General features: G+C 70.4%; 19 protein-coding genes. 13 read left to right on the plus strand and 6 right to left on the minus strand.

Going from position 1 to position 16,291, the window contains the following annotated elements; genetic code table 11:
• The first annotated feature begins 43 nt into the window (after window positions 1–43).
• The 4 genes from flgE to AC0IW9_RS06100 all read left to right on the plus strand — a co-directional run bounded on the left by flgE (window position 44) and on the right by AC0IW9_RS06100 (window position 4,554).
• The gene (gene flgE, locus AC0IW9_RS06085) at window positions 44–1,348 is read left to right on the plus strand and encodes a flagellar hook protein FlgE (protein WP_471647318.1); all 1,305 of its coding nucleotides are present in this window, start codon (window positions 44–46) and stop codon (window positions 1,346–1,348) included.
• Window positions 1,349–1,369: 21 nt separating this feature from the next.
• A complete protein-coding gene (locus AC0IW9_RS06090) occupies window positions 1,370–2,896 on the plus strand; it encodes a flagellar hook-associated protein FlgK (RefSeq protein ID WP_471647319.1) in 1,527 nt (508 codons plus the stop codon).
• 26 nt (window positions 2,897–2,922) lie between these two features.
• Window positions 2,923–3,990 (plus strand): flagellin, encoded by a 1,068-nt coding sequence (locus AC0IW9_RS06095; RefSeq protein WP_471647320.1) that lies wholly within the window; start codon window positions 2,923–2,925, stop codon window positions 3,988–3,990.
• A 96-nt stretch (window positions 3,991–4,086) separates the two neighbouring features.
• Complete coding sequence (locus AC0IW9_RS06100; protein ID WP_471647321.1) at window positions 4,087–4,554, plus strand: flagellar biosynthesis repressor FlbT; 468 nt, start codon at window positions 4,087–4,089, stop codon at window positions 4,552–4,554.
• 110 nt (window positions 4,555–4,664) lie between these two features.
• Here AC0IW9_RS06100 and AC0IW9_RS06105 read toward each other — a convergent pair whose 3' ends face one another.
• Window positions 4,665–5,039, minus strand: coding sequence for a hypothetical protein (locus AC0IW9_RS06105; RefSeq protein WP_471647322.1), 375 nt, complete (start codon window positions 5,037–5,039; stop codon window positions 4,665–4,667).
• A gap of 94 nt (window positions 5,040–5,133) precedes the next feature.
• On the opposite strand from AC0IW9_RS06105, the gene AC0IW9_RS06110 reads away from it, so the two are divergent.
• Window positions 5,134–6,189 carry an AbrB family transcriptional regulator gene (locus AC0IW9_RS06110; RefSeq protein ID WP_471647323.1) on the plus strand — a complete coding sequence of 352 codons (1,056 nt, stop codon included), beginning with the start codon at window positions 5,134–5,136 and terminating at the stop codon, window positions 6,187–6,189.
• Window position 6,190: 1 nt separating this feature from the next.
• Here AC0IW9_RS06110 and AC0IW9_RS06115 read toward each other — a convergent pair whose 3' ends face one another.
• Complete coding sequence (locus tag AC0IW9_RS06115; RefSeq protein WP_471647324.1) at window positions 6,191–6,856, minus strand: tyrosine-protein phosphatase; 666 nt, start codon at window positions 6,854–6,856, stop codon at window positions 6,191–6,193.
• Window positions 6,857–7,005: 149 nt separating this feature from the next.
• Between AC0IW9_RS06115 and AC0IW9_RS06120 the strand changes: the two genes are divergently transcribed.
• Together AC0IW9_RS06120 and AC0IW9_RS06125 are read left to right on the plus strand one after the other, a co-directional pair.
• The gene (locus AC0IW9_RS06120) at window positions 7,006–7,209 is read left to right on the plus strand and encodes a hypothetical protein (RefSeq protein ID WP_471647325.1); all 204 of its coding nucleotides are present in this window, start codon (window positions 7,006–7,008) and stop codon (window positions 7,207–7,209) included.
• A gap of 1 nt (window position 7,210) precedes the next feature.
• Complete coding sequence (locus tag AC0IW9_RS06125; RefSeq protein ID WP_471647326.1) at window positions 7,211–7,423, plus strand: hypothetical protein; 213 nt, start codon at window positions 7,211–7,213, stop codon at window positions 7,421–7,423.
• 42 nt (window positions 7,424–7,465) lie between these two features.
• Here the strand turns inward: AC0IW9_RS06125 and AC0IW9_RS06130 are convergent, their stop codons facing one another.
• Window positions 7,466–8,452 carry a Bug family tripartite tricarboxylate transporter substrate binding protein gene (locus AC0IW9_RS06130; protein WP_471647327.1) on the minus strand — a complete coding sequence of 329 codons (987 nt, stop codon included), beginning with the start codon at window positions 8,450–8,452 and terminating at the stop codon, window positions 7,466–7,468.
• A 432-nt stretch (window positions 8,453–8,884) separates the two neighbouring features.
• Here AC0IW9_RS06130 and AC0IW9_RS06135 point away from each other — a divergent pair, with 432 nt between their 5' ends.
• Together AC0IW9_RS06135 and AC0IW9_RS06140 are read left to right on the plus strand one after the other, a co-directional pair.
• The gene (locus AC0IW9_RS06135; RefSeq protein ID WP_471647328.1) at window positions 8,885–9,337 is read left to right on the plus strand and encodes a carboxymuconolactone decarboxylase family protein; all 453 of its coding nucleotides are present in this window, start codon (window positions 8,885–8,887) and stop codon (window positions 9,335–9,337) included.
• Between the two features lie 2 nt (window positions 9,338–9,339).
• A complete protein-coding gene (locus tag AC0IW9_RS06140; protein ID WP_471647329.1) occupies window positions 9,340–10,263 on the plus strand; it encodes a sigma-70 family RNA polymerase sigma factor in 924 nt (307 codons plus the stop codon).
• On the opposite strand, the gene AC0IW9_RS06145 is transcribed toward AC0IW9_RS06140, so the two are convergent.
• Window positions 10,233–11,213: an NADPH:quinone reductase gene (locus AC0IW9_RS06145; protein ID WP_471647330.1), complete on the minus strand. Its 981-nt coding sequence runs from the start codon at window positions 11,211–11,213 to the stop codon at window positions 10,233–10,235. The two genes, AC0IW9_RS06140 and AC0IW9_RS06145, sit on opposite strands and share 31 nt — an antisense overlap.
• A gap of 16 nt (window positions 11,214–11,229) precedes the next feature.
• Window positions 11,230–12,138, minus strand: a complete 909-nt coding sequence (gene hemF, locus AC0IW9_RS06150; RefSeq protein ID WP_471647419.1) for an oxygen-dependent coproporphyrinogen oxidase — start codon at window positions 12,136–12,138, stop codon at window positions 11,230–11,232.
• Window positions 12,139–12,395: 257 nt separating this feature from the next.
• Between hemF and petA the strand changes: the two genes are divergently transcribed.
• From petA to AC0IW9_RS06165, 3 genes are read left to right on the plus strand one after another with little or no spacing between them, the layout of a single operon-like run.
• Window positions 12,396–12,959 (plus strand): ubiquinol-cytochrome c reductase iron-sulfur subunit, encoded by a 564-nt coding sequence (gene petA / locus AC0IW9_RS06155; protein WP_471647331.1) that lies wholly within the window; start codon window positions 12,396–12,398, stop codon window positions 12,957–12,959.
• 10 nt (window positions 12,960–12,969) lie between these two features.
• Window positions 12,970–14,241 carry a cytochrome b gene (locus AC0IW9_RS06160; protein WP_471647332.1) on the plus strand — a complete coding sequence of 424 codons (1,272 nt, stop codon included), beginning with the start codon at window positions 12,970–12,972 and terminating at the stop codon, window positions 14,239–14,241.
• Complete coding sequence (locus tag AC0IW9_RS06165; RefSeq protein WP_471647333.1) at window positions 14,241–15,038, plus strand: cytochrome c1; 798 nt, start codon at window positions 14,241–14,243, stop codon at window positions 15,036–15,038. The genes AC0IW9_RS06160 and AC0IW9_RS06165 overlap by 1 nt, the downstream gene beginning before the upstream one ends.
• A gap of 54 nt (window positions 15,039–15,092) precedes the next feature.
• Here AC0IW9_RS06165 and AC0IW9_RS06170 read toward each other — a convergent pair whose 3' ends face one another.
• Complete coding sequence (locus tag AC0IW9_RS06170; RefSeq protein WP_471647334.1) at window positions 15,093–15,233, minus strand: hypothetical protein; 141 nt, start codon at window positions 15,231–15,233, stop codon at window positions 15,093–15,095.
• A gap of 152 nt (window positions 15,234–15,385) precedes the next feature.
• Here AC0IW9_RS06170 and AC0IW9_RS06175 point away from each other — a divergent pair, with 152 nt between their 5' ends.
• Window positions 15,386–16,285, plus strand: a complete 900-nt coding sequence (locus AC0IW9_RS06175) for an S-methyl-5'-thioadenosine phosphorylase (protein ID WP_471647335.1) — start codon at window positions 15,386–15,388, stop codon at window positions 16,283–16,285.
• Window positions 16,286–16,291: the final 6 nt, after the last annotated feature.

A 16,291-nucleotide genomic window follows, 5' to 3' on the forward strand; every position in this document is an offset into this window, starting at 1 on the left:
GGCCGGGCGGCCCTGGGCCATGGCGCACGACGGAGGTTGGATTATGTCCCTGTTCGGCTCACTGACCGCGGCCATCAGTGGCCTGACGGCGCAAAGCCGCGCGCTGGGCAATATCTCCGACAATATCGCGAATAGCCAAAGCACCGGCTACAAGCGGGTCGATACCAATTTCCAGTCCTACATCACCGCCTCGAGCCAGACCGACAACCGGCCCGGCTCGGTCATCGCCCGGCCCGCCTATACCAATACGGTGCAGGGCACGATCGAGGCTTCGGACAACCAGCTCGCGCTCGCCATCGGCGGCCAGGGCTTCTTCAACGTCGCGCTCTCGAAGGGCACCCTCAACGGCAAGCCGACCTTCGACGACCGCGAATTCTACACCCGGGCCGGCGACTTCAGCCGCGACGAGAATGGCTACCTGAAGAATTCGGAAGGCTATTACCTCAAGGGCTGGACGGTGGATGCGACCGGCAACCCGGACCGCACCACCATCAACCCGATCCAGGTGGACCAGCAGGTCTTCAACCCGGTCGCCACCACCGAGATCACCCTCTCGGCCAACCTGCCGGCGGTGATCCCGGCCGACCCGATCACCACCCAGGCGCAGCTCTATGATTCGCTCGGCGGGCTGCACACGGTGAACCTCACCTTCACCAGCGCCCTGCAGAACCATTGGAGCATGTCGATCGACGTGCCCGACGACATCAACAATACCGCGCGCGGGACCGCGGCGCTGGACTTCGGCACCGGTGCCACGCCGGTCGCCGCCGATGGCACCATCGGCACCATCGGCTCGGTCACCGGCTCGCTCACCGCGCCGGCCACCAATGCGCTGGGGGATCCGGCCGCGGTCACCTTCGCGGTGGATTTCGGCCAGGGCTCGCAGACCGTCAGCCTCTCGCTCGGCGACTTCGGCAAGGCGACCGGGCTGACGCAATATGCCGGCACCGAATTCTCGCTCCGCAACCTGGAACAGAACGGCGTGCCGCTCGGCGCCTTCTCCAGCCTCACCACCCGCACCAACGGCGATGTCGCGGTCAGCTACGACAACGGCCAGAGCCGGGTCATCGCGCGCGTCCCGCTGGTCTCCTTCAACAACCCGGACAAGCTGCAGCGCCAGGATGGCCAGGCCTTCCTGCGCTCCCCGGAAGCGGGCGACGCCAAGGTGACGGATGCCGCCTCGAACGGCGTCGGCAAGCTGGTCATCGGCTCGATCGAGAAGTCGAACGTTGATATCGCCAGCGAATTCACCAAGCTGATCGTCGCCCAGCGCGCCTATTCCGCCAATACCAAGGTGGTCACCACCAGCGACGAGATGCTGCAGGACACCATCAACATGCGGCGCTGAGGCGCCGGTGGATAGCCCGGCATGAGCCTCGACCTCGCCCTCACCATCGCCCGCAGCGGCCTCGCCTCGATCCAGCGCAACCTGGCGCAGACGGCGCAGAACATCGCCAATGCGGAGACCCCCGGCTATACCCGGAAGACCGTCCCGCAGCAGGCCCTGGTGGCGGGGGACATGCCGCTCGGCCTGCGCAACACCGATGCGCAGCGCGCGGTGGATACCGCGGTGCTGGCCCAGCTCGACCAGAGCCGCGGCGCGGTCGCCGCCGCGACGGTGCGGGAAGCCCTGCTGCAGGGCATCGAGCAGGCGCATGGCGCCGCCGGCGATGGCGCGACGCTGGGCGATGCGGTCGCGGCGCTGGGCGATGCCTTCACCCTGCTGCGGGCGGCGCCGGCCGACGCCGGCCAGCAGCATGCGGTGCTGGTCGCCGCGACCACGGTGACCACCCGGCTCCAGGACGTCTCGAAGGCGATCGGCACCGCCCGGCAGCGGGCGCAGGACGGCATCGTGGCGGAAGTCGCCTCGGCCAATGCGGCGCTGCGCGACATCGCCGCGCTCACCATCCAGATCAAGTCCGACCCGGCCGGCGGCACTGCCGGGCTGGAGGACCAGCGCGACCTGGCGATCAGCAGCCTCGGCGAAAGCCTGGAGGTCCAGGCCATCCGCAAGCCGAACGGCGACCTGATGCTGATCGCCCGCGGCGGCGTCGTGCTGCCGCTCGACCCCGGCCGGGACGTGCTGCGCACGGCGCAGGCGACGGCGGGCCCGGAAACCTATCGCGGCCCCGGTGGCTCCCTGCCCGGGATCAGCCTGAACGGCAGCGACATCACCAGCCAGATCACCGGCGGCCGGCTCGGCGAATACATCGCGCTGCGGGACAGGACCCTGCCGCGCTACCAGGCGGAGACCGACCTGGTGGCGGCGACGCTGGCGGATCGCTTCGCCCGCCAGGGCCTGGCGCTGTTCACCGATGCGGATGGCACGACGGTGCCGGAGCCGTCGCAGCCCTATGCCGGCAGCCCGCAGATCGGGCTGGCCGGGCGGCTGCGGGTCGGCCAGGCGGTGGTCGGCACGCCGCAGCTGCTGCGCGACGGCACCCAGTCGGTGGCGGCCAGCGCGGGCGGGCCGGATGCCTTCACCCCCAATCCGCCGGATGGCCCGGCCGGCTTCACCGGCCTGCTCGACCGGGTGCTAACCTTCAGCCTCGGCGGCGAGGCCGCGGCGGGCAGGCCCTGGACGCCGATCGCCAGCGCCGGCCTCGGCCCGGACGGCAGCCTCCGCTCGCCCTTCGCCCCGCCCGCCACCATCGCCGACTATGCCAATGGCGTCACCGTCGCCCAGCTCGGCGACCGGGCCGATGCCACCACCGCGAAGGCGGGGGCGGAAAGCCTGCAGACGGCGCTCGAGGCGCGCTTCGCCCGCGGCTCCGGCGTCGACGTGGATGCGGAGATGGCGGGGATGGTGACCCTGCAGAATGCCTATGCGGCCAATGCCAAGGTGATCAGCACCCTGCAGGCCATGTGGGATGCGCTGTTCGCCGCCAAGCCATGAGCCGGCAGGGCGGGTAGGAGGAGCCAGTGGCGCGGATCGACACAATGGGCCGGCTGGATGCGGATGCCGCCGTGCTGCGCGCCCGGATGCAGTCGCTGACGCGGCAGGTGACCACCGGCCTGAAGGCCGAGGCGGTCGGCGACCTGGCGCCGCAGATGCCCCGGGCGCTCGACCTGCGGGCCGAGATCGGCCGGCGCGATACCTATGGCACCGCGATCGGCCAGGCGCTGTCGCGCACCACCGCGGCGCAATCGACCCTGGCGCGGCTCGGCGCCATCGCCCGGCAATTCGGCGATACCGTCGCCATGAAGCTGGATGCCAACGACCCGGCCTCGCTGACCTTCGCCGCGACCCAGGCGCGCAATGCCATGGTCGAGGTCGGCCAGCTGCTGAACACCAAGACCGGCGACGAATACATCTTCGGCGGCAGCGACTTCGGCAATCCGCCGGTGCCGGACCCGGCGGCGCTGCCGGCCGGCGGCCTGGCGACGCGGATCGCCGCCGCCATCGGCAGCATCGGCCCGGGCAATGCGGCCTCGATCGCCGCCGCGACCCGGGCCGCGGCGCTCGACGACAGCGCCGGCATCACGCCGTTTTCCGCCTTCATCGTCGACCCGGCGGCCGGCGGCGGGGAGCCGCGCCGCAGCCTGCCCTCGGCCGATGGCACCAGCACCGAGATCGGGCTCTTCGCCAGCCGCAACGCGGCGGCGACCTCCACCGGGGAGACGACGGGAAGCTGGGCGCGGGATCTGCTGCGCGGCCTGGCCAGCATCGCCGCGCTGACCCCGGCCTCGGCCGCCTGGCCGACGGATTTCACCGAGCTCGCCGGCACCATCCGGGGCGGGCTGCAGAGCGCGGCGAATGCCCTGGCCGACGAGCAGGGGGCGCTGGGCCTGACCGAGGAACAGCTGACCGGCCTGCAGACCCGCCATGTCCAGATGCGGGACAGCCTGCAGGAGCAATTGGCCGGGATCGAGGAGATCGACCTCGCCGCCGTGCTGACCCGGCTGCAATCGACCCGGACCACGCTGGAGGCCAGCTACAACGCCATCGGCACGCTCGGCACCCTCAGCCTCAGCCGTTTCCTGCGATGAGGCGGCGCCGCATCGGCGCCCCGGTTTCAGCCGCCGTTAAGCCCGCCATGCGACCATCCGCCAAATCTCCGCGGCGCGGATTCGAAAGGAACAAGAATGTCCACGCTGGTCCTCGAGTTGCGGCAGGGCGACATGATGGTCGTCAACGGCGCGCCGATCCGCTTCCGCAACCGCACCCGCATCGAGCTGGCGGCCAAGGCCCGCTTCCTCTTCGGCAAGCAGATCATGCCGCCGGAGGCCGCGACCACGCCGGCGCGGCGGATCTATTTCGCGCTGCAGACCGCCTACATCGGCACCGATGAGGAGCGCGCCGGCGGGCTGGACGCCGCCCGGGCCCTGATCGCCGAATTCCAGGTAGCGACCACCTCCGGCCTGGCGCGGGAGATGCTGCACCAGGCGCTGATCCTGGCCGAGGCCGATGACTGCTACCAGGCGCTGAAGCTGGCCCGCCGGGTGATGCGGCATGAGGAGGAGGTGCTGGGCCTGGCCCCGGTGCCGCCGGCCCGGCAGGCGACGGCCCGGCCGGAGGGCGAGGCACGGCCGCTTCCGGTACCCTATCCCTGAGGCGCCAGAGGGCGTGGCGGCCAGGACTTGGCCGCCCCGGCAAGCGCCCTGCAGGTTGATGCGGGATGACGGGACATGCGTGCAGCACCCATCACCAGCCGCCCGAAGCGCTAGCCGCCGAGGGTGAGTGAGGCCTGGTCCGCATTGGGGGCGACCGGTGCATGGCGTGGCGCCTCGGGCGCCTGCGCCGTCGATCCGGCCGCATCCGGGTGGCTGCGGCTGGCGGCGGAGCGATAGGCATCCAGCTCCCGCTGGGTCGGTAGGGTCGATTCGACGCCGCCGGATTTGTCACGGAATTCCATCACGATGATGCCGAGCGCCGGGTCCAGCCGCAGGCTGGGATTGGGCCAGGCGGAGGCCGCATCGGCCTCGGTCGCTTTCGGCCTGGCCGCCGCGGGTGGCGGCATCCCCGCACCGGAGGAGGTCCCGTGCAGGGGCTCCGTGGTGCGGCCGGTGGTCGGGGGGGTGGCGCTGGGGGTTATCATGGCGGTTGAGCCGGAGACTATCCCGGGCCGGATGAACGAAGCGTAAAGCCGTCCTGGTTTGACGCGCTGCACCAGCGGCGCGAGGGTAGCGGCCTTGTCGCTCCCTGCCCCGCCCCCCCGCCATCGCATCCAGCTCCTCACCATGGCCGCCGCCGCGCTCGGCGGCGGGCTGATGCACCTGCTGCACGTGCCGCTCGCCTGGATGATCGGCGCCATGACGGCGACCGCGGCGCTGGCCTGGCATCGCCCGGTGGCGGTGCCGGGCTGGGCCCGGCCGGCGGGGCTGATCTTCCTCGGCCTCGGGCTCGGCAGCACCTTCACCGGGCCGGTGCTGGCGGCGGTGACGGCGGCGCTGCCGGTGATGCTGGGCTGCGGCGTGCTCGCCATCCTCTCGGGCCTGGTGGTGGCGCAGCTCTTCACCCGCATGGCCGGGACGGACCTGCAGACCGGCTTCTTCTGCGCCGTGCCCGGCGGGGTCATCGTCATGGCGGTGCTGGCGCAGGAGGCCCGCGCTTCGGTCGCCACCGTCACCCTGGCGCAGACCATGCGGGTGCTGGTGGTGGTGCTGACCTTCCCACCGCTGCTCGGCTGGCTGGCGCCGCATGGCGACTTCTCGGATTTCACTGGCGCGCGGGTGGCGGTCTGGTGGCCGGGCCTCGCGCTCATGGTGGCGGCGGGGCTGCTGGCCTCCTGGCCGCTGCGGCTGCTGGGGCTGGCCAATCCCTGGATGCTCGGGCCCTGCGCGCTCGGCATCACCCTGGCGGCGACCGGGCACCTGCCCTCCGGCGTGCCCTCCGGCCTGGTGGATGCGGCGCAGGTGGCGATGGGCGCCTCGCTCGGCACCCGGCTGACCCGCAGCTTCCTGATGTCCTCGCGCCGGCTGGCGATCGCCTCGGTGATCTCGGCCGGGGTGCTCTCGGTGCTGCTGACGCTGCTGGCGGTCGGCATCGGCTGGCTGGCCGGGCTGCCCAGCGCGGCGATGATCCTCGGCATGGCGCCGGGCGGGATGCCGGAGATGGCGTTGACCGCCAAGGCGCTCGAGCTCGGGGTGCCGCTGGTGCTGGGCTTCCACCTGACGCGGACGGTGCTGTGCAACCTGCTGGTCGGGCGCATCCACCAGTGGGCGCTGCGCTTCGGGCTGCTCGGCTAGGCTATTCCCGCCGCAGCACGCCATCCACCAGCCGGTCGGCCCAGCCCTGGGACTGGAAGCCGCGGCGCAGCGCCTCCTCGGAATAGTCCTCCTGCAGCCAGTCGAGGAAGGGCTTGCCGGTTTCGGCATGGGCGGCGGCATAGGCGGCGAAGAAGGCATCCAGGATGCCGGTGCGGCTCTGGCGGATATGGCCGTGGCGCAGCGAGAGCTGGGCCCGCGCCTCGGCCGGCGGGCGGCCCTGCAGCAGCATCCAGAGCCCAGCGGCGAGGCCGGTGCGGTCGGCGCCCGACTTGCAGTGCATCAGCGCCGGCTCCTCCAGCCCGCGGAAGATCGCGGCGAGGCGCAGGATGCGGTCCTTGTGCGGGGCGCCGCGGCTCTCGAAGGGAGCATCGATCTGCACCAGGCCGAGGTCCGCGGCCGCCGCCCGGGCCAGCCGGTCGGAGCCGCAGTCCACCCGCTCGCCGCGCAGGTTGATCACCGTCCGCAGGCCGAGCCGCCGGGTCGCCGCCCGCAGCTGCCAGGGCAGCGGGTGGTTCGAGCGATAGAGCCGGCCCGGCGCTACCACCCCCCAATTGCGCCAGCCGAGCCGCAGCAGGGAATGGTCGACGAAAAGGCTGTTGAGCCAGGCCTGGCGGCCCGGGGCGGCCTCGGCGGGGGATGCGGACATTCCCGGGGTATGGGGCGAAGCCGGGGCGAATAAAAGACCTCGGCACAGACACAGGTGCCCGGCCGGGGAACGGTGGCCCGCGGCGGGGCGTTCGATGGGCGGTGGCCCGGGGCGAGGAGCCGGGCCCGTCGCAACAGGGAGGCAAGGCCATGTCGACGAAATCGCATCTGCCGCCGGTGCCGCCGGCCAATCGCAGTCCGCATGGGCCGGGTGCCCAGGGCAAGGAGGGCGATCTCTCCGCCCAGGCCGCGGAGGCCAACAAGTCCGGCCACGACCGCAACCTGGCCGAGCAGGGCCGCCAGGGCGACATCAAGCAGAATACCACCAACCAGGGCTATCAGCAGGATCGGTGAGATGACGCAGCAACGCGGCGAGCACGAGGTCCAGCGCGACAAGGGCGGGCCGGGCAGCAGCCATCAGGGCGGCGCGCATGGCGCGGCGCATCGGGACCGCGACGATCAGGGCCCGGTGCCGGGCGAATCGACCAACCCGGACCGCAGCCGGGTCTCGGGCGGCGGCGGCGAACGCGACCGCCACCACGTCCACGACACCAAGGAAAAATCCTGACGCCGAAGCCGGGTGCCGCCTGCGGCACCCGGTGACCGGCCCCTATTCCATGCGGGCGCCGGAGATGCGGACCATCTCCTTCAGCATCGGCCGCTGGCTGGCGGCATAGGCGCTGGCGGCCTCCGGCGTGCTCCAGACGCATTTGGCGCCGGTCTGCAGGAAGCGGGCCTGCATCGCCGGGTCGGCCGCGACGTCCTTCAGCGCGGCGTTCATCCTGTCGACGATCGGGCGCGGGATGCCGGCCGGGCCGACCCAGGTGCACCAGGAGGTGATGACGAAATCCGGGATGCCCGCCTCCGCCATGACCGGCACCTGCGGCAGCGAGGGCCAGCGCTCCGGGCTGGTGACGGCGAAGGCCTTCATGCGGCCCTCCTGGATCACCGGCATGTAGCTGGCGAGGTTGTCGAGGGCGAAGGTCAGGTCGCCCGAGAGCATGGCCGGGATGATCTGTGCCGCGCCGCGGAAGGGGACGTGCTGGCCATCGATCTTCTGCCGGTCGCAGAACATGCTGCCCGAGAGATGCGCGGTGGTGCCGACGCCGGGGCTGCCGAAGCTGACGCCATTGGGGCGCGACTTGGCCCAGGCGATGAATTCCTGTGCGGTATTGGCCGGGCAGAATTGCGCCGGGGCGACCAGGACATTGGGCAACTCCCAATGCATCGAGATGACGGAGAAGTCCTTCTCCGGGTCGAAGGGCAGCTTGGCGTAGAGGAACTGGGCGATGGACAGGTTGGCGATGGTCGCCGGCCCCTGGGTATAGCCGTCGGGGGCGGATTTCGCGATCGCGTCCATGCCGATGTTGCCGCCGGCGCCGGGCCGGTTCTCCAGCACGAAATTCTGCCCGAGGCGGGTGCCGAGCTGTTCGCAGACCAGCCGCGCCAGGACATCGGTGGAGCCGCCGGGCGGCCAGGGGATGATGGCGCGGATCGGCCGGTTGGGCCAGTCGCCGTAGGATTGGCCGAGGGCGGGGGCGGCCAGCGAGGCCGCGGCCAAGGGGGCACCCAGCAGCAGGGTGCGGCGATCGATCATGGTTTTGTTTCTCCCGGCATGGACAGGTCTTGCCGATGAGAATGGGCCCGGACCGGCATGGGTGGAAGATGCCAGGGCGAGCCGGAACCGCCGCCGCGCAATCCTGCTCAACATCGCTCAAACCAGCTCAATTCGACTAAATTCTGCTAAATTTCGCTCAATTCGGCTCAATTTCCGGCCGATCTCCGCGATAAAATCGGCCGCGATCAAGGCCTTACGCGGAGCGAATTTATTATCGGGCCGGACAGGCGCACCCTGGCCATGGCGGGGCCCGGCCGGTCGGCGATGGTATCGAGGATATATTTCCTATGCCGTATCGAGGGGAGAATTGCAAGCGCATGCCGGGGCCGGTTCGCAATTCCGCGGCCGGGCCGTCACATCCGGCCCCGCTGCCTCGTCCTATGGCCGAACCCCTCGCATAGGATGGTCGCCATGACGCCGCGCCTCGACTACTTCGCCGCCGCCCCCAAGGCCCTGCAGCCCATGCTGGCGCTGGAGAAGGCGGTCGTCTCCAGCGGGCTGGAGCACAGCCTGATCGAGCTGGTGAAGACCCGTGCCTCGCAGCTCAACGGCTGCGCCTTCTGCATCGACATGCATACGCGGGATGCGCTGAAGGCCGGGGAGGCGCCGGTGCGGCTCTTCCTGCTCGATGCCTGGCGGGAAGCACCGCAGTATACCCCGCGGGAGAGGGCGGCGCTGGCCTGGACCGAGGCGCTGACGCTGGTGGCCCGGACCCATGCCCCGGATGCGGATTACGCCGGGCTGCTGCCGCATTTCTCCGAGGAGGAGATCGTGAAGCTGTCCCTGCTGATCGCCACGATCAATGCCTGGAACCGGCTGGCGATCGGCTTCCGGGCGGTGCCCGCGGCCGGCCAGGTGGCCTGAGCATGCCGGGCGAGGCCGATCCGGCCGCGGATTACGCCCCCCTCCGCGCCGAGCTGATCGGCCTCGCCTATCGCATGACCGGGTCGCTGGCGACGGCGGAGGACATCGCCCAGGATGTCTTCCTGCGCTGGCACGGCACCGACCGCGGCCGGGTGGACCTGCCCCGCGCCTGGCTGCTGAAGGCCGCCGCCCGGCTGAGCCTGGACCACCTGAAGTCCGCCCGGGTGCGGCGGGAACGCTACGTCGGCCCCTGGCTGCCGGAGCCGCTGCTGGAGCAGGAGACGCCGCCGCAGGAGGCGGCGCATGCCCAGGCCCAGGATCTTTCGGTCGCCTTCCTGCTGACCCTGCAGCGGCTCTCCCCGGCCGAACGGGCGGTCTTCATCCTGCACGACCTCTTCGAGACGCCCTTCGCCGAGATCGCCGCGCTGCTGGCCCGCGGCGAACCCGCCTGCCGCAAGCTGGCGGAGCGGGCGCGGGTCCGGCTGGGCGAGGCGGTGCCGCGCCAGGCGGTGAGCGAGGCGGAGGGGCAGCGGATCGCCGGGGCCTTCCTCGCGGCCTCCCGCGGCGGGGACGAGGCGGGGCTGCGGGCGCTGCTGGCGCGGGACGTGGTGCTGCACACGGATGGCGGCGGCATCCGCCCGGCCGCGCTCAACCCGATCCTCGGCGAGGCGAAGGTCGGGCGGTTCTTCGCCGGGCTGGCGCGGAAGGGGCAGCTACCCCCTGCCCCGCTGCTTCATCTCGGCCGGATCAACGGCCTGCCCGGCTTCGTGACGCTGGAGCCGGACGGGCTGCCGCAGACCACGGCGCTGGAGATCCGGGAAGGCCGGATCGCCGCCATCTACATCATCCGCAATCCGGAGAAGCTGGCGGCGATCCAGGCGCGGTTGCCGGCGGCTCAGCAGTCCAACACGAGGTTGCCGATGTAGTCGCCGCGCTCCACCGCATCATGCGCCGCGGCGCAATCCGCCAGCGGCGCATGGGCGGCGATGGTATGGGTCAGCATCCCGCGCTCCAGCCAGGGCGTGAGCGCGCCGATCGCCGTCGCCCGCTGGGTGGCGTTCAGCTCGTAGACGATGAAGTGGCGGACCGCGATGCCCTTCATGATGGCGGCGCCGAAGTTGATGGTGGAGGTGCCGGCATTGGCGCCATAGGCGGCGCAGATCCCGCCCGGCGCCATGAGGCCCGGCAGCATGGGCGCGGTGCCGGAGATATCGACATCGACCACCCGGTCCACCCCATGGCCGCCGGTCAGGGCGGTGACGCGCTCGACCGTGTCCTCGCTGCGGTAGTTCACCGTGTAGTCGGCGCCGGCGGTCATCGCATGGGCGGCCTTGGCCTCCCCGCTGACCGTGGCGATGACCTGGGCGGCGCCGAGCAGCCGGGCGAACTGGATGGCGTAGTGGCCGACCGAGCCGGCGCCGCCAGTGACCAGCACCCGCTGGCCGGTGACGCCGCCATCGGTCAGCACGGCATGGAGGGCGGTCAGCGCCGGGATGCCGAGGCAGGCACCTTCGGCATAGCCGACGGTCTCCGGCAGCGGCACCGCCTGGTCGGAGGGGAGCGCGATGTATTCGGCGGCGGTGCCGAAGGGGCGCTTCCACTGGCCGTTCCAGATCCAGACCCGCTGGCCGACGCGCTGGCGGGGGACGCCCTCGCCCACCGCCTCGATCTGGCCGGCGCCGTCGCTATGGGGGATGACCCGGGGGAAGGCCATGGGCCGGCCCTTGCCGCTGCGGGACTTCCAGTCCGAGGGATTGGCGCCGGAGGTGGCGAGGCGGACCAGCACCTCCCCGGGGCCGGGAGTCGGGGTGGGCAGCTCGCCATAGGTGAGGACCTCGGCGGCGGGGCCCTGGCGGTCGTACCAGATTGCCTTCATGGCGTTTCGTATCCCTTCATGGCCATTTCGCTTCGGGCGGCAGCGACATCAGGATCGCCTCCACATTGCCGCCGGTCTTCAGACCGAACAGCGTGCCACGGTCGTGCAGCAGGTTGAACTCGACGTAGCGGCCGCGGCGAATGAGCTGGTGCTCCCGCTCGGCCGCGGTCCAGGGCTCCCGCATCCGGTCGACGACGATCCCGGCATAGCTCTCGAGGAAGGCGAGGCCGACGTCCCTGGTGAAGGCGAAGTCGGCATCGGCGCCGTGGCCGGGCGTGCGGTCGCCCAGCCAGTCGTAGAAGATGCCGCCGAGGCCGCGGGTTTCCCCCCGGTGCGGCAGGTAGAAATACTCCTCGCACCACTGCTTGAAGCGGGGATAGTAGGCCGGGTCGTGCCGGTCGCAGGCGGATTTGAAGCCGGCATGGAAGCGGGCGGCATCCGCCAGCGACTCGGGCGCATCCATCGCCATCGGCGTCAGGTCGCCGCCGCCGCCGAACCAGGCGCGGGAGGTCGAGAGGAAGCGGGTATTCATATGCGCGGCCGGGACGCGGGGGCTGCGCAGATGCGCGACGAGCGAGATGCCGGTCGCGAAGAAGCGAGGGTCGGCCTCGGCGCCCGGGATATTGGCACGGAATTCCGGGGAGAATTCGCCGTGGACGGTGGAGCAATTCACCCCGACCTTCTCGAAGACCCGGCCCTTCATCACCGCCATGGTGCCGCCGCCGCCACCCTCCCGCTGCCAGGGGGTGCGGACGAAGCGGCCGGGAGGCAGGTCGGCATGGGGACCGGTATCGCAGGCATCCTCCAGCGACTCGAAGGCGGCGCAGATGCGGTCGCGCAATTCCTCGAACCAGGCACGGGCCGGAACGGCGAGGCGGTGGTCGCCGGGGGGAGGACCCAGTGGCGCCGCGTGCGAGGGGGGCATGGGGGTGGCGTGGGAAGCCTCGGTCACTGTTTCCTCCTGGCGGGCCGGTCGGGCGAAAACCGCCGAAGATAGCAGCTTGATTGCGACCCCGGCGGATTGCCACCCTGCATAGCGTACCTTTATATGCGGCGCGGCGCGTTGGGGAGCGCGGGTCCAGACTTGGCCGGACCCTTAACTCCCGAGCGCAACAATCGCATTCGGCCCCCGCCCGTCCCGCCCCGGGACAGAGGCGTGGCCGCGATCAGGGACGATGAGGCATGGCCGATAGTCTGGCGCCAACGGCGTCACAGCATGGGGCGCCGCAGGACGGCGAGACCCGCCGGGATTTCCTGCAACTCGTGACAGGCTCCTTCGTGGCGGTGGGCGTCGGCGCCCTCGCCTGGCCGTTCGTCAATTCGATGAATCCGGCCCGCGACGTGCTTGCCGTCTCCACCACCGATGTCGACCTGAAACCGATCGCCGCCGGCGCCGCCATCACGGTGGTCTGGCGCGGCAAGCCGGTTTTCGTCCGGAGCCGGACCGAGGCCGAGATCAAGGCGGCACGCGACGTGCCGATGTCCGAGCTGAAGGACCCGCAGACCGACCAGTCGCGGGTGAAGAAGGACCAGTGGCTGGTGCTGATCGGCATCTGCACCCATCTGGGCTGCATCCCGTCCGGGCAGCGGCCGACCGACCAGCGCGGCCCCTATGGCGGCTGGTTCTGCCCCTGCCACGGCAGCGCCTACGACACCTCCGGCCGTATCCGCCAGGGGCCGGCGCCGCTGAACCTGGCGGTGCCCACCTACGCCTTCACCTCCGATACGCAGATCCGGATCGGCTGAGGAGCAATCGATGTCCATCGGCCTTCACAAGAGCGACTTTGCCAACCCGGTCATCCGCTGGGTCGATAGCCGGTTGCCGATCTTCACCATGATGCAGAAGGAGTACGGGACGTTTCCGACGCCCCGCAACTTCAACTACTTCTGGAATTTCGGCGCCCTGGCCATGATCAACCTGTTGATCATGATCGCCACCGGCATCTTCCTGGCGATGAACTACACCGCCCATACCGGCATGGCCTTCGACAGCGTCGAGCGCATCATGCGGGACGTGAACTACGGCTGGCTGCTGCGCTACGCGCATGCGAACGGCGCCAGCATGTTCTTCATCGTGGTCTATATCCACATCTACCGCGGCCTCTACTACGGATCCTACAAGGCCCCGCGCGAGCTGCTGTGGATGCTGGGCGTGGTCATCTTCCTGCTGATGATGGCGACGGCCTTCATGGGCTACGTGCTGCCCTGGGGCCAGATGTCCTTCTGGGGCGCGACCGTCATCACCAACCTCTTCAGCGCCTTCCCATTGGTGGGTGAGACGATCGTCACCTGGCTTTGGGGCGGCTTCTCGGTCGACAACCCGACCCTGAACCGCTTCTACAGCCTGCACTACCTGATGCCCTTCGTGATCTTCGGCGTCGTGTTCCTGCACGTGGCGGCGCTGCACATCACCGGGTCCAACAACCCGCTCGGCATTGACCCGAAGGGGCCGCAGGATACCCTGCCCTTCCACCCCTACTACACGGCCAAGGACAGCGTCGGCATCGTCGCCTACCTCGCCGTCTTCGCCATCCTGGTCTTCTTCTTCCCGAATGCGCTGGGCCACCCGGACAACTACATCCCGGCCAACCCGATGGTGACGCCGCCGCATATCGTGCCGGAATGGTACTTCCTGCCCTTCTACGCGATCCTGCGCGCGGTGCCGGACAAGCTCGGCGGCGTGCTGATGATGTTCGGCTCCATCGCCGTCCTCTTCGTGTTGCCCTGGCTGGATACCTCGCCGGTGCGCTCCATGCGCTTCCGCCCGCTGGCGCGGCCCTTCTTCATCGTCTGGGTCGTGTCCTTCTTCGTGCTGCTCTACTGCGGCGGCAAGCCGGCCGAGGAGCCCTACGTGACCGTCAGCCGCGTCGCGGCGGCCTACTACTTCCTGTACTTCCTGGTGATCCTGCCGCTGCTCGGGCGGCTGGAGCGGCCGCTGCCGCTGCCGGAAAGCATCTCCCTTCCGGTTCTGCGCGGCGGTGGGCCGCTGCCCGCCGGCGCCATGAGCAAGCCGATGGAGAAGGCCTGATGGTCGGTTTTCGCAGCCTGAAGGCCCCTAGCCTCAAGGCACTGGTTCTCGGGGTCGGCCTCGTGGCCGGCCTCGGGGTCCAGGCCCCGGCCTTCGCCGCGGGCGAGGAAATCCACCTGCCGGATACCCGCTTCTCCTTCGATGGGCTTTTCGGCCACTTCGACCGGGCCTCGGCGCAGCGCGGCTTCCAGGTCTACAAGGAGGTCTGCTCCTCCTGCCACGCCATGCACCAGCTCTCCTACCGCAACCTGCGGGAGCTGGGCCTGTCGGAGAACGAGGTCGCCGGCATCGCCGCCACCGTGCAGGTGATGGACGGGCCGAACGACGAGGGCCAGTTCGCCGAGCGGGCGGGCCGCGCCTCGGACCGCTTCCGCGCGCCCTTCCCCAATGAGAAAGCGGCCCGTGCCGCCAACAACGGCGCCTATCCGCCGGATCTGTCGGTGATCTCCAAGGCCCGCGAAGGCGGTGCGGATTACCTCCACGCCCTGCTGACCGGCTACGAGGATCCGCCGGCCGGCATGCAGCTTGGCGAAGGGATGCACTACAACAAGTACTTCCCCGGCCATCAGATCGCCATGCCAGCGCCGCTGAACTCCGACGGCCAGGTCGAGTACCACGACGGGACCAAGGCGACGGTCGAGCAGATGGCGCGCGACGTTTCCCAGTTCCTGACCTGGGCGGCCGAGCCGGAGCTCGAGCAGCGGAAGGCCATGGGGGTGAAGATCATCCTCTTCCTGACGATCCTCGGCGGGCTGGCCTATGCGGTGAAGCGCAAGGTCTGGGCCGACGTCCACTAGGGCTTGGCACCAAGTCCCAGCTTGACGGAAGGAGCCGCCCTCGGGCGGCTCTTTTCAATTCCGGGTTGGTGGAGTGAGGCCGGGCGGCGGCAGCGCGGTGCCGCGCTCGATGAGCTTGCTTTCGATCGGCGCAGTGGTCGGCCCGCAGGCGGTGAGCGCCACCACGACGAGGAGCAGGGCGAGGCGGGGGGTCATGGCGGGGCTCCGGATCAGGCCCCGCCGGTCGCGGGGGCCGGACCAGGATGCCTGCGGATCGCCCGCCCGGCCACCGCCGCGCCGCAGCATGCGGTTGATCCCGGCGCCACCGTGTTCCAAAAGCCGCTGCACGACCCCCCGAGGAGCATTCCATGTCCGACCGCATCGAACCCGTCATCGGCCTCATCGGCGGCTCGGGCCTCTATGACATCGACGGGCTGGAGGATCGGGAATGGCGCAAGGTGGAGACGCCCTGGGGCGACCCCTCGGACGAGCTGCTGTTCGGCCGGCTCGACGGGGTGCGCTGCGTCTTCCTGCCGCGGCATGGCCGGGGGCATCCGACGCCGCCGAGCGCGCTGAACTACCGGGCCAATATCGATGCGCTGAAGCGTTCGGGCGTGACCGAGATCCTCTCGCTCTCGGCCGTCGGGTCCCTGAAGGCGGAGCTGCCGCCGGGGCATTTCGTCATCGTCGACCAGTTCATTGACCGCACCTTCGCCCGGGAGAAGAGCTTCTTCGGCTGCGGCTGCGTGGCGCATGTCTCGGTGGCGCATCCGGTCTGCTCGCGGCTCGGCGATGCGCTGGAGGATGCGGCGCGCGGGCTGTCGCTGCCGGTGACGCGGGGCGGCACCTACCTGGTGATGGAAGGCCCGCAGTTCAGCACCAAGGCCGAGAGCGAGCTTTACCGGTCCTGGGGCTGCAGCGTCATCGGCATGACCAACATGCCCGAGGCCAAGCTCGCCCGCGAGGCGGAGCTTTGCTACGCGACCGTCGCCATGGTGACGGATTTCGATTGCTGGCACCCCGACCATGACCATGTCACCGTGGACCAAGTGGTGAAGGTGCTCTTCGCCAATGCCGACAAGGCGCGGGCCCTGGTGAAGGCGGTGGTGCCGAAGCTGGCCGCCCCGCCCCACCCGACCAGGGGCCCCTGCCCCGCCGGCTGCGACCGGGCGCTGGATCATGCGCTGATCACCGCGCCCGAGAAGCGGGACCCGGCGATGCTGGCGAAGCTGGATGCGGTGGCGGGGCGGGTGCTGCGCGCCGCCTGAGACAAA

Source organism: Belnapia sp. AC561 (assembly GCF_979252845.1).

Excerpts from the sequence above, each read along its gene's own strand:
- AC0IW9_RS06130 (WP_471647327.1), bottom strand. The coding sequence starts at position 8,452 with ATGATCGATCGCCGCACCCTGCTGCTGGGTGCCCCCTTGGCCGCGGCC.
- AC0IW9_RS06120 (WP_471647325.1), top strand. The coding sequence starts at position 7,006 with ATGTCGACGAAATCGCATCTGCCGCCGGTGCCGCCGGCCAATCGCAGT.
- AC0IW9_RS06135 (WP_471647328.1), top strand. The coding sequence starts at position 8,885 with ATGACGCCGCGCCTCGACTACTTCGCCGCCGCCCCCAAGGCCCTGCAG.
- AC0IW9_RS06140 (WP_471647329.1), top strand. The coding sequence starts at position 9,340 with ATGCCGGGCGAGGCCGATCCGGCCGCGGATTACGCCCCCCTCCGCGCC.
- AC0IW9_RS06115 (WP_471647324.1), bottom strand. The coding sequence starts at position 6,856 with ATGTCCGCATCCCCCGCCGAGGCCGCCCCGGGCCGCCAGGCCTGGCTC.
- AC0IW9_RS06165 (WP_471647333.1), top strand. The coding sequence starts at position 14,241 with ATGGTCGGTTTTCGCAGCCTGAAGGCCCCTAGCCTCAAGGCACTGGTT.
- AC0IW9_RS06175 (WP_471647335.1), top strand. The coding sequence starts at position 15,386 with ATGTCCGACCGCATCGAACCCGTCATCGGCCTCATCGGCGGCTCGGGC.
- AC0IW9_RS06100 (WP_471647321.1), top strand. The coding sequence starts at position 4,087 with ATGTCCACGCTGGTCCTCGAGTTGCGGCAGGGCGACATGATGGTCGTC.
- AC0IW9_RS06160 (WP_471647332.1), top strand. The coding sequence starts at position 12,970 with ATGTCCATCGGCCTTCACAAGAGCGACTTTGCCAACCCGGTCATCCGC.
- petA (WP_471647331.1), top strand. The coding sequence starts at position 12,396 with ATGGCCGATAGTCTGGCGCCAACGGCGTCACAGCATGGGGCGCCGCAG.
- AC0IW9_RS06170 (WP_471647334.1), bottom strand. The coding sequence starts at position 15,233 with ATGACCCCCCGCCTCGCCCTGCTCCTCGTCGTGGTGGCGCTCACCGCC.
- hemF (WP_471647419.1), bottom strand. The coding sequence starts at position 12,138 with ATGCCCCCCTCGCACGCGGCGCCACTGGGTCCTCCCCCCGGCGACCAC.
- AC0IW9_RS06105 (WP_471647322.1), bottom strand. The coding sequence starts at position 5,039 with ATGATAACCCCCAGCGCCACCCCCCCGACCACCGGCCGCACCACGGAG.
- AC0IW9_RS06125 (WP_471647326.1), top strand. The coding sequence starts at position 7,211 with ATGACGCAGCAACGCGGCGAGCACGAGGTCCAGCGCGACAAGGGCGGG.
- AC0IW9_RS06090 (WP_471647319.1), top strand. The coding sequence starts at position 1,370 with ATGAGCCTCGACCTCGCCCTCACCATCGCCCGCAGCGGCCTCGCCTCG.
- flgE (WP_471647318.1), top strand. The coding sequence starts at position 44 with ATGTCCCTGTTCGGCTCACTGACCGCGGCCATCAGTGGCCTGACGGCG.
- AC0IW9_RS06145 (WP_471647330.1), bottom strand. The coding sequence starts at position 11,213 with ATGAAGGCAATCTGGTACGACCGCCAGGGCCCCGCCGCCGAGGTCCTC.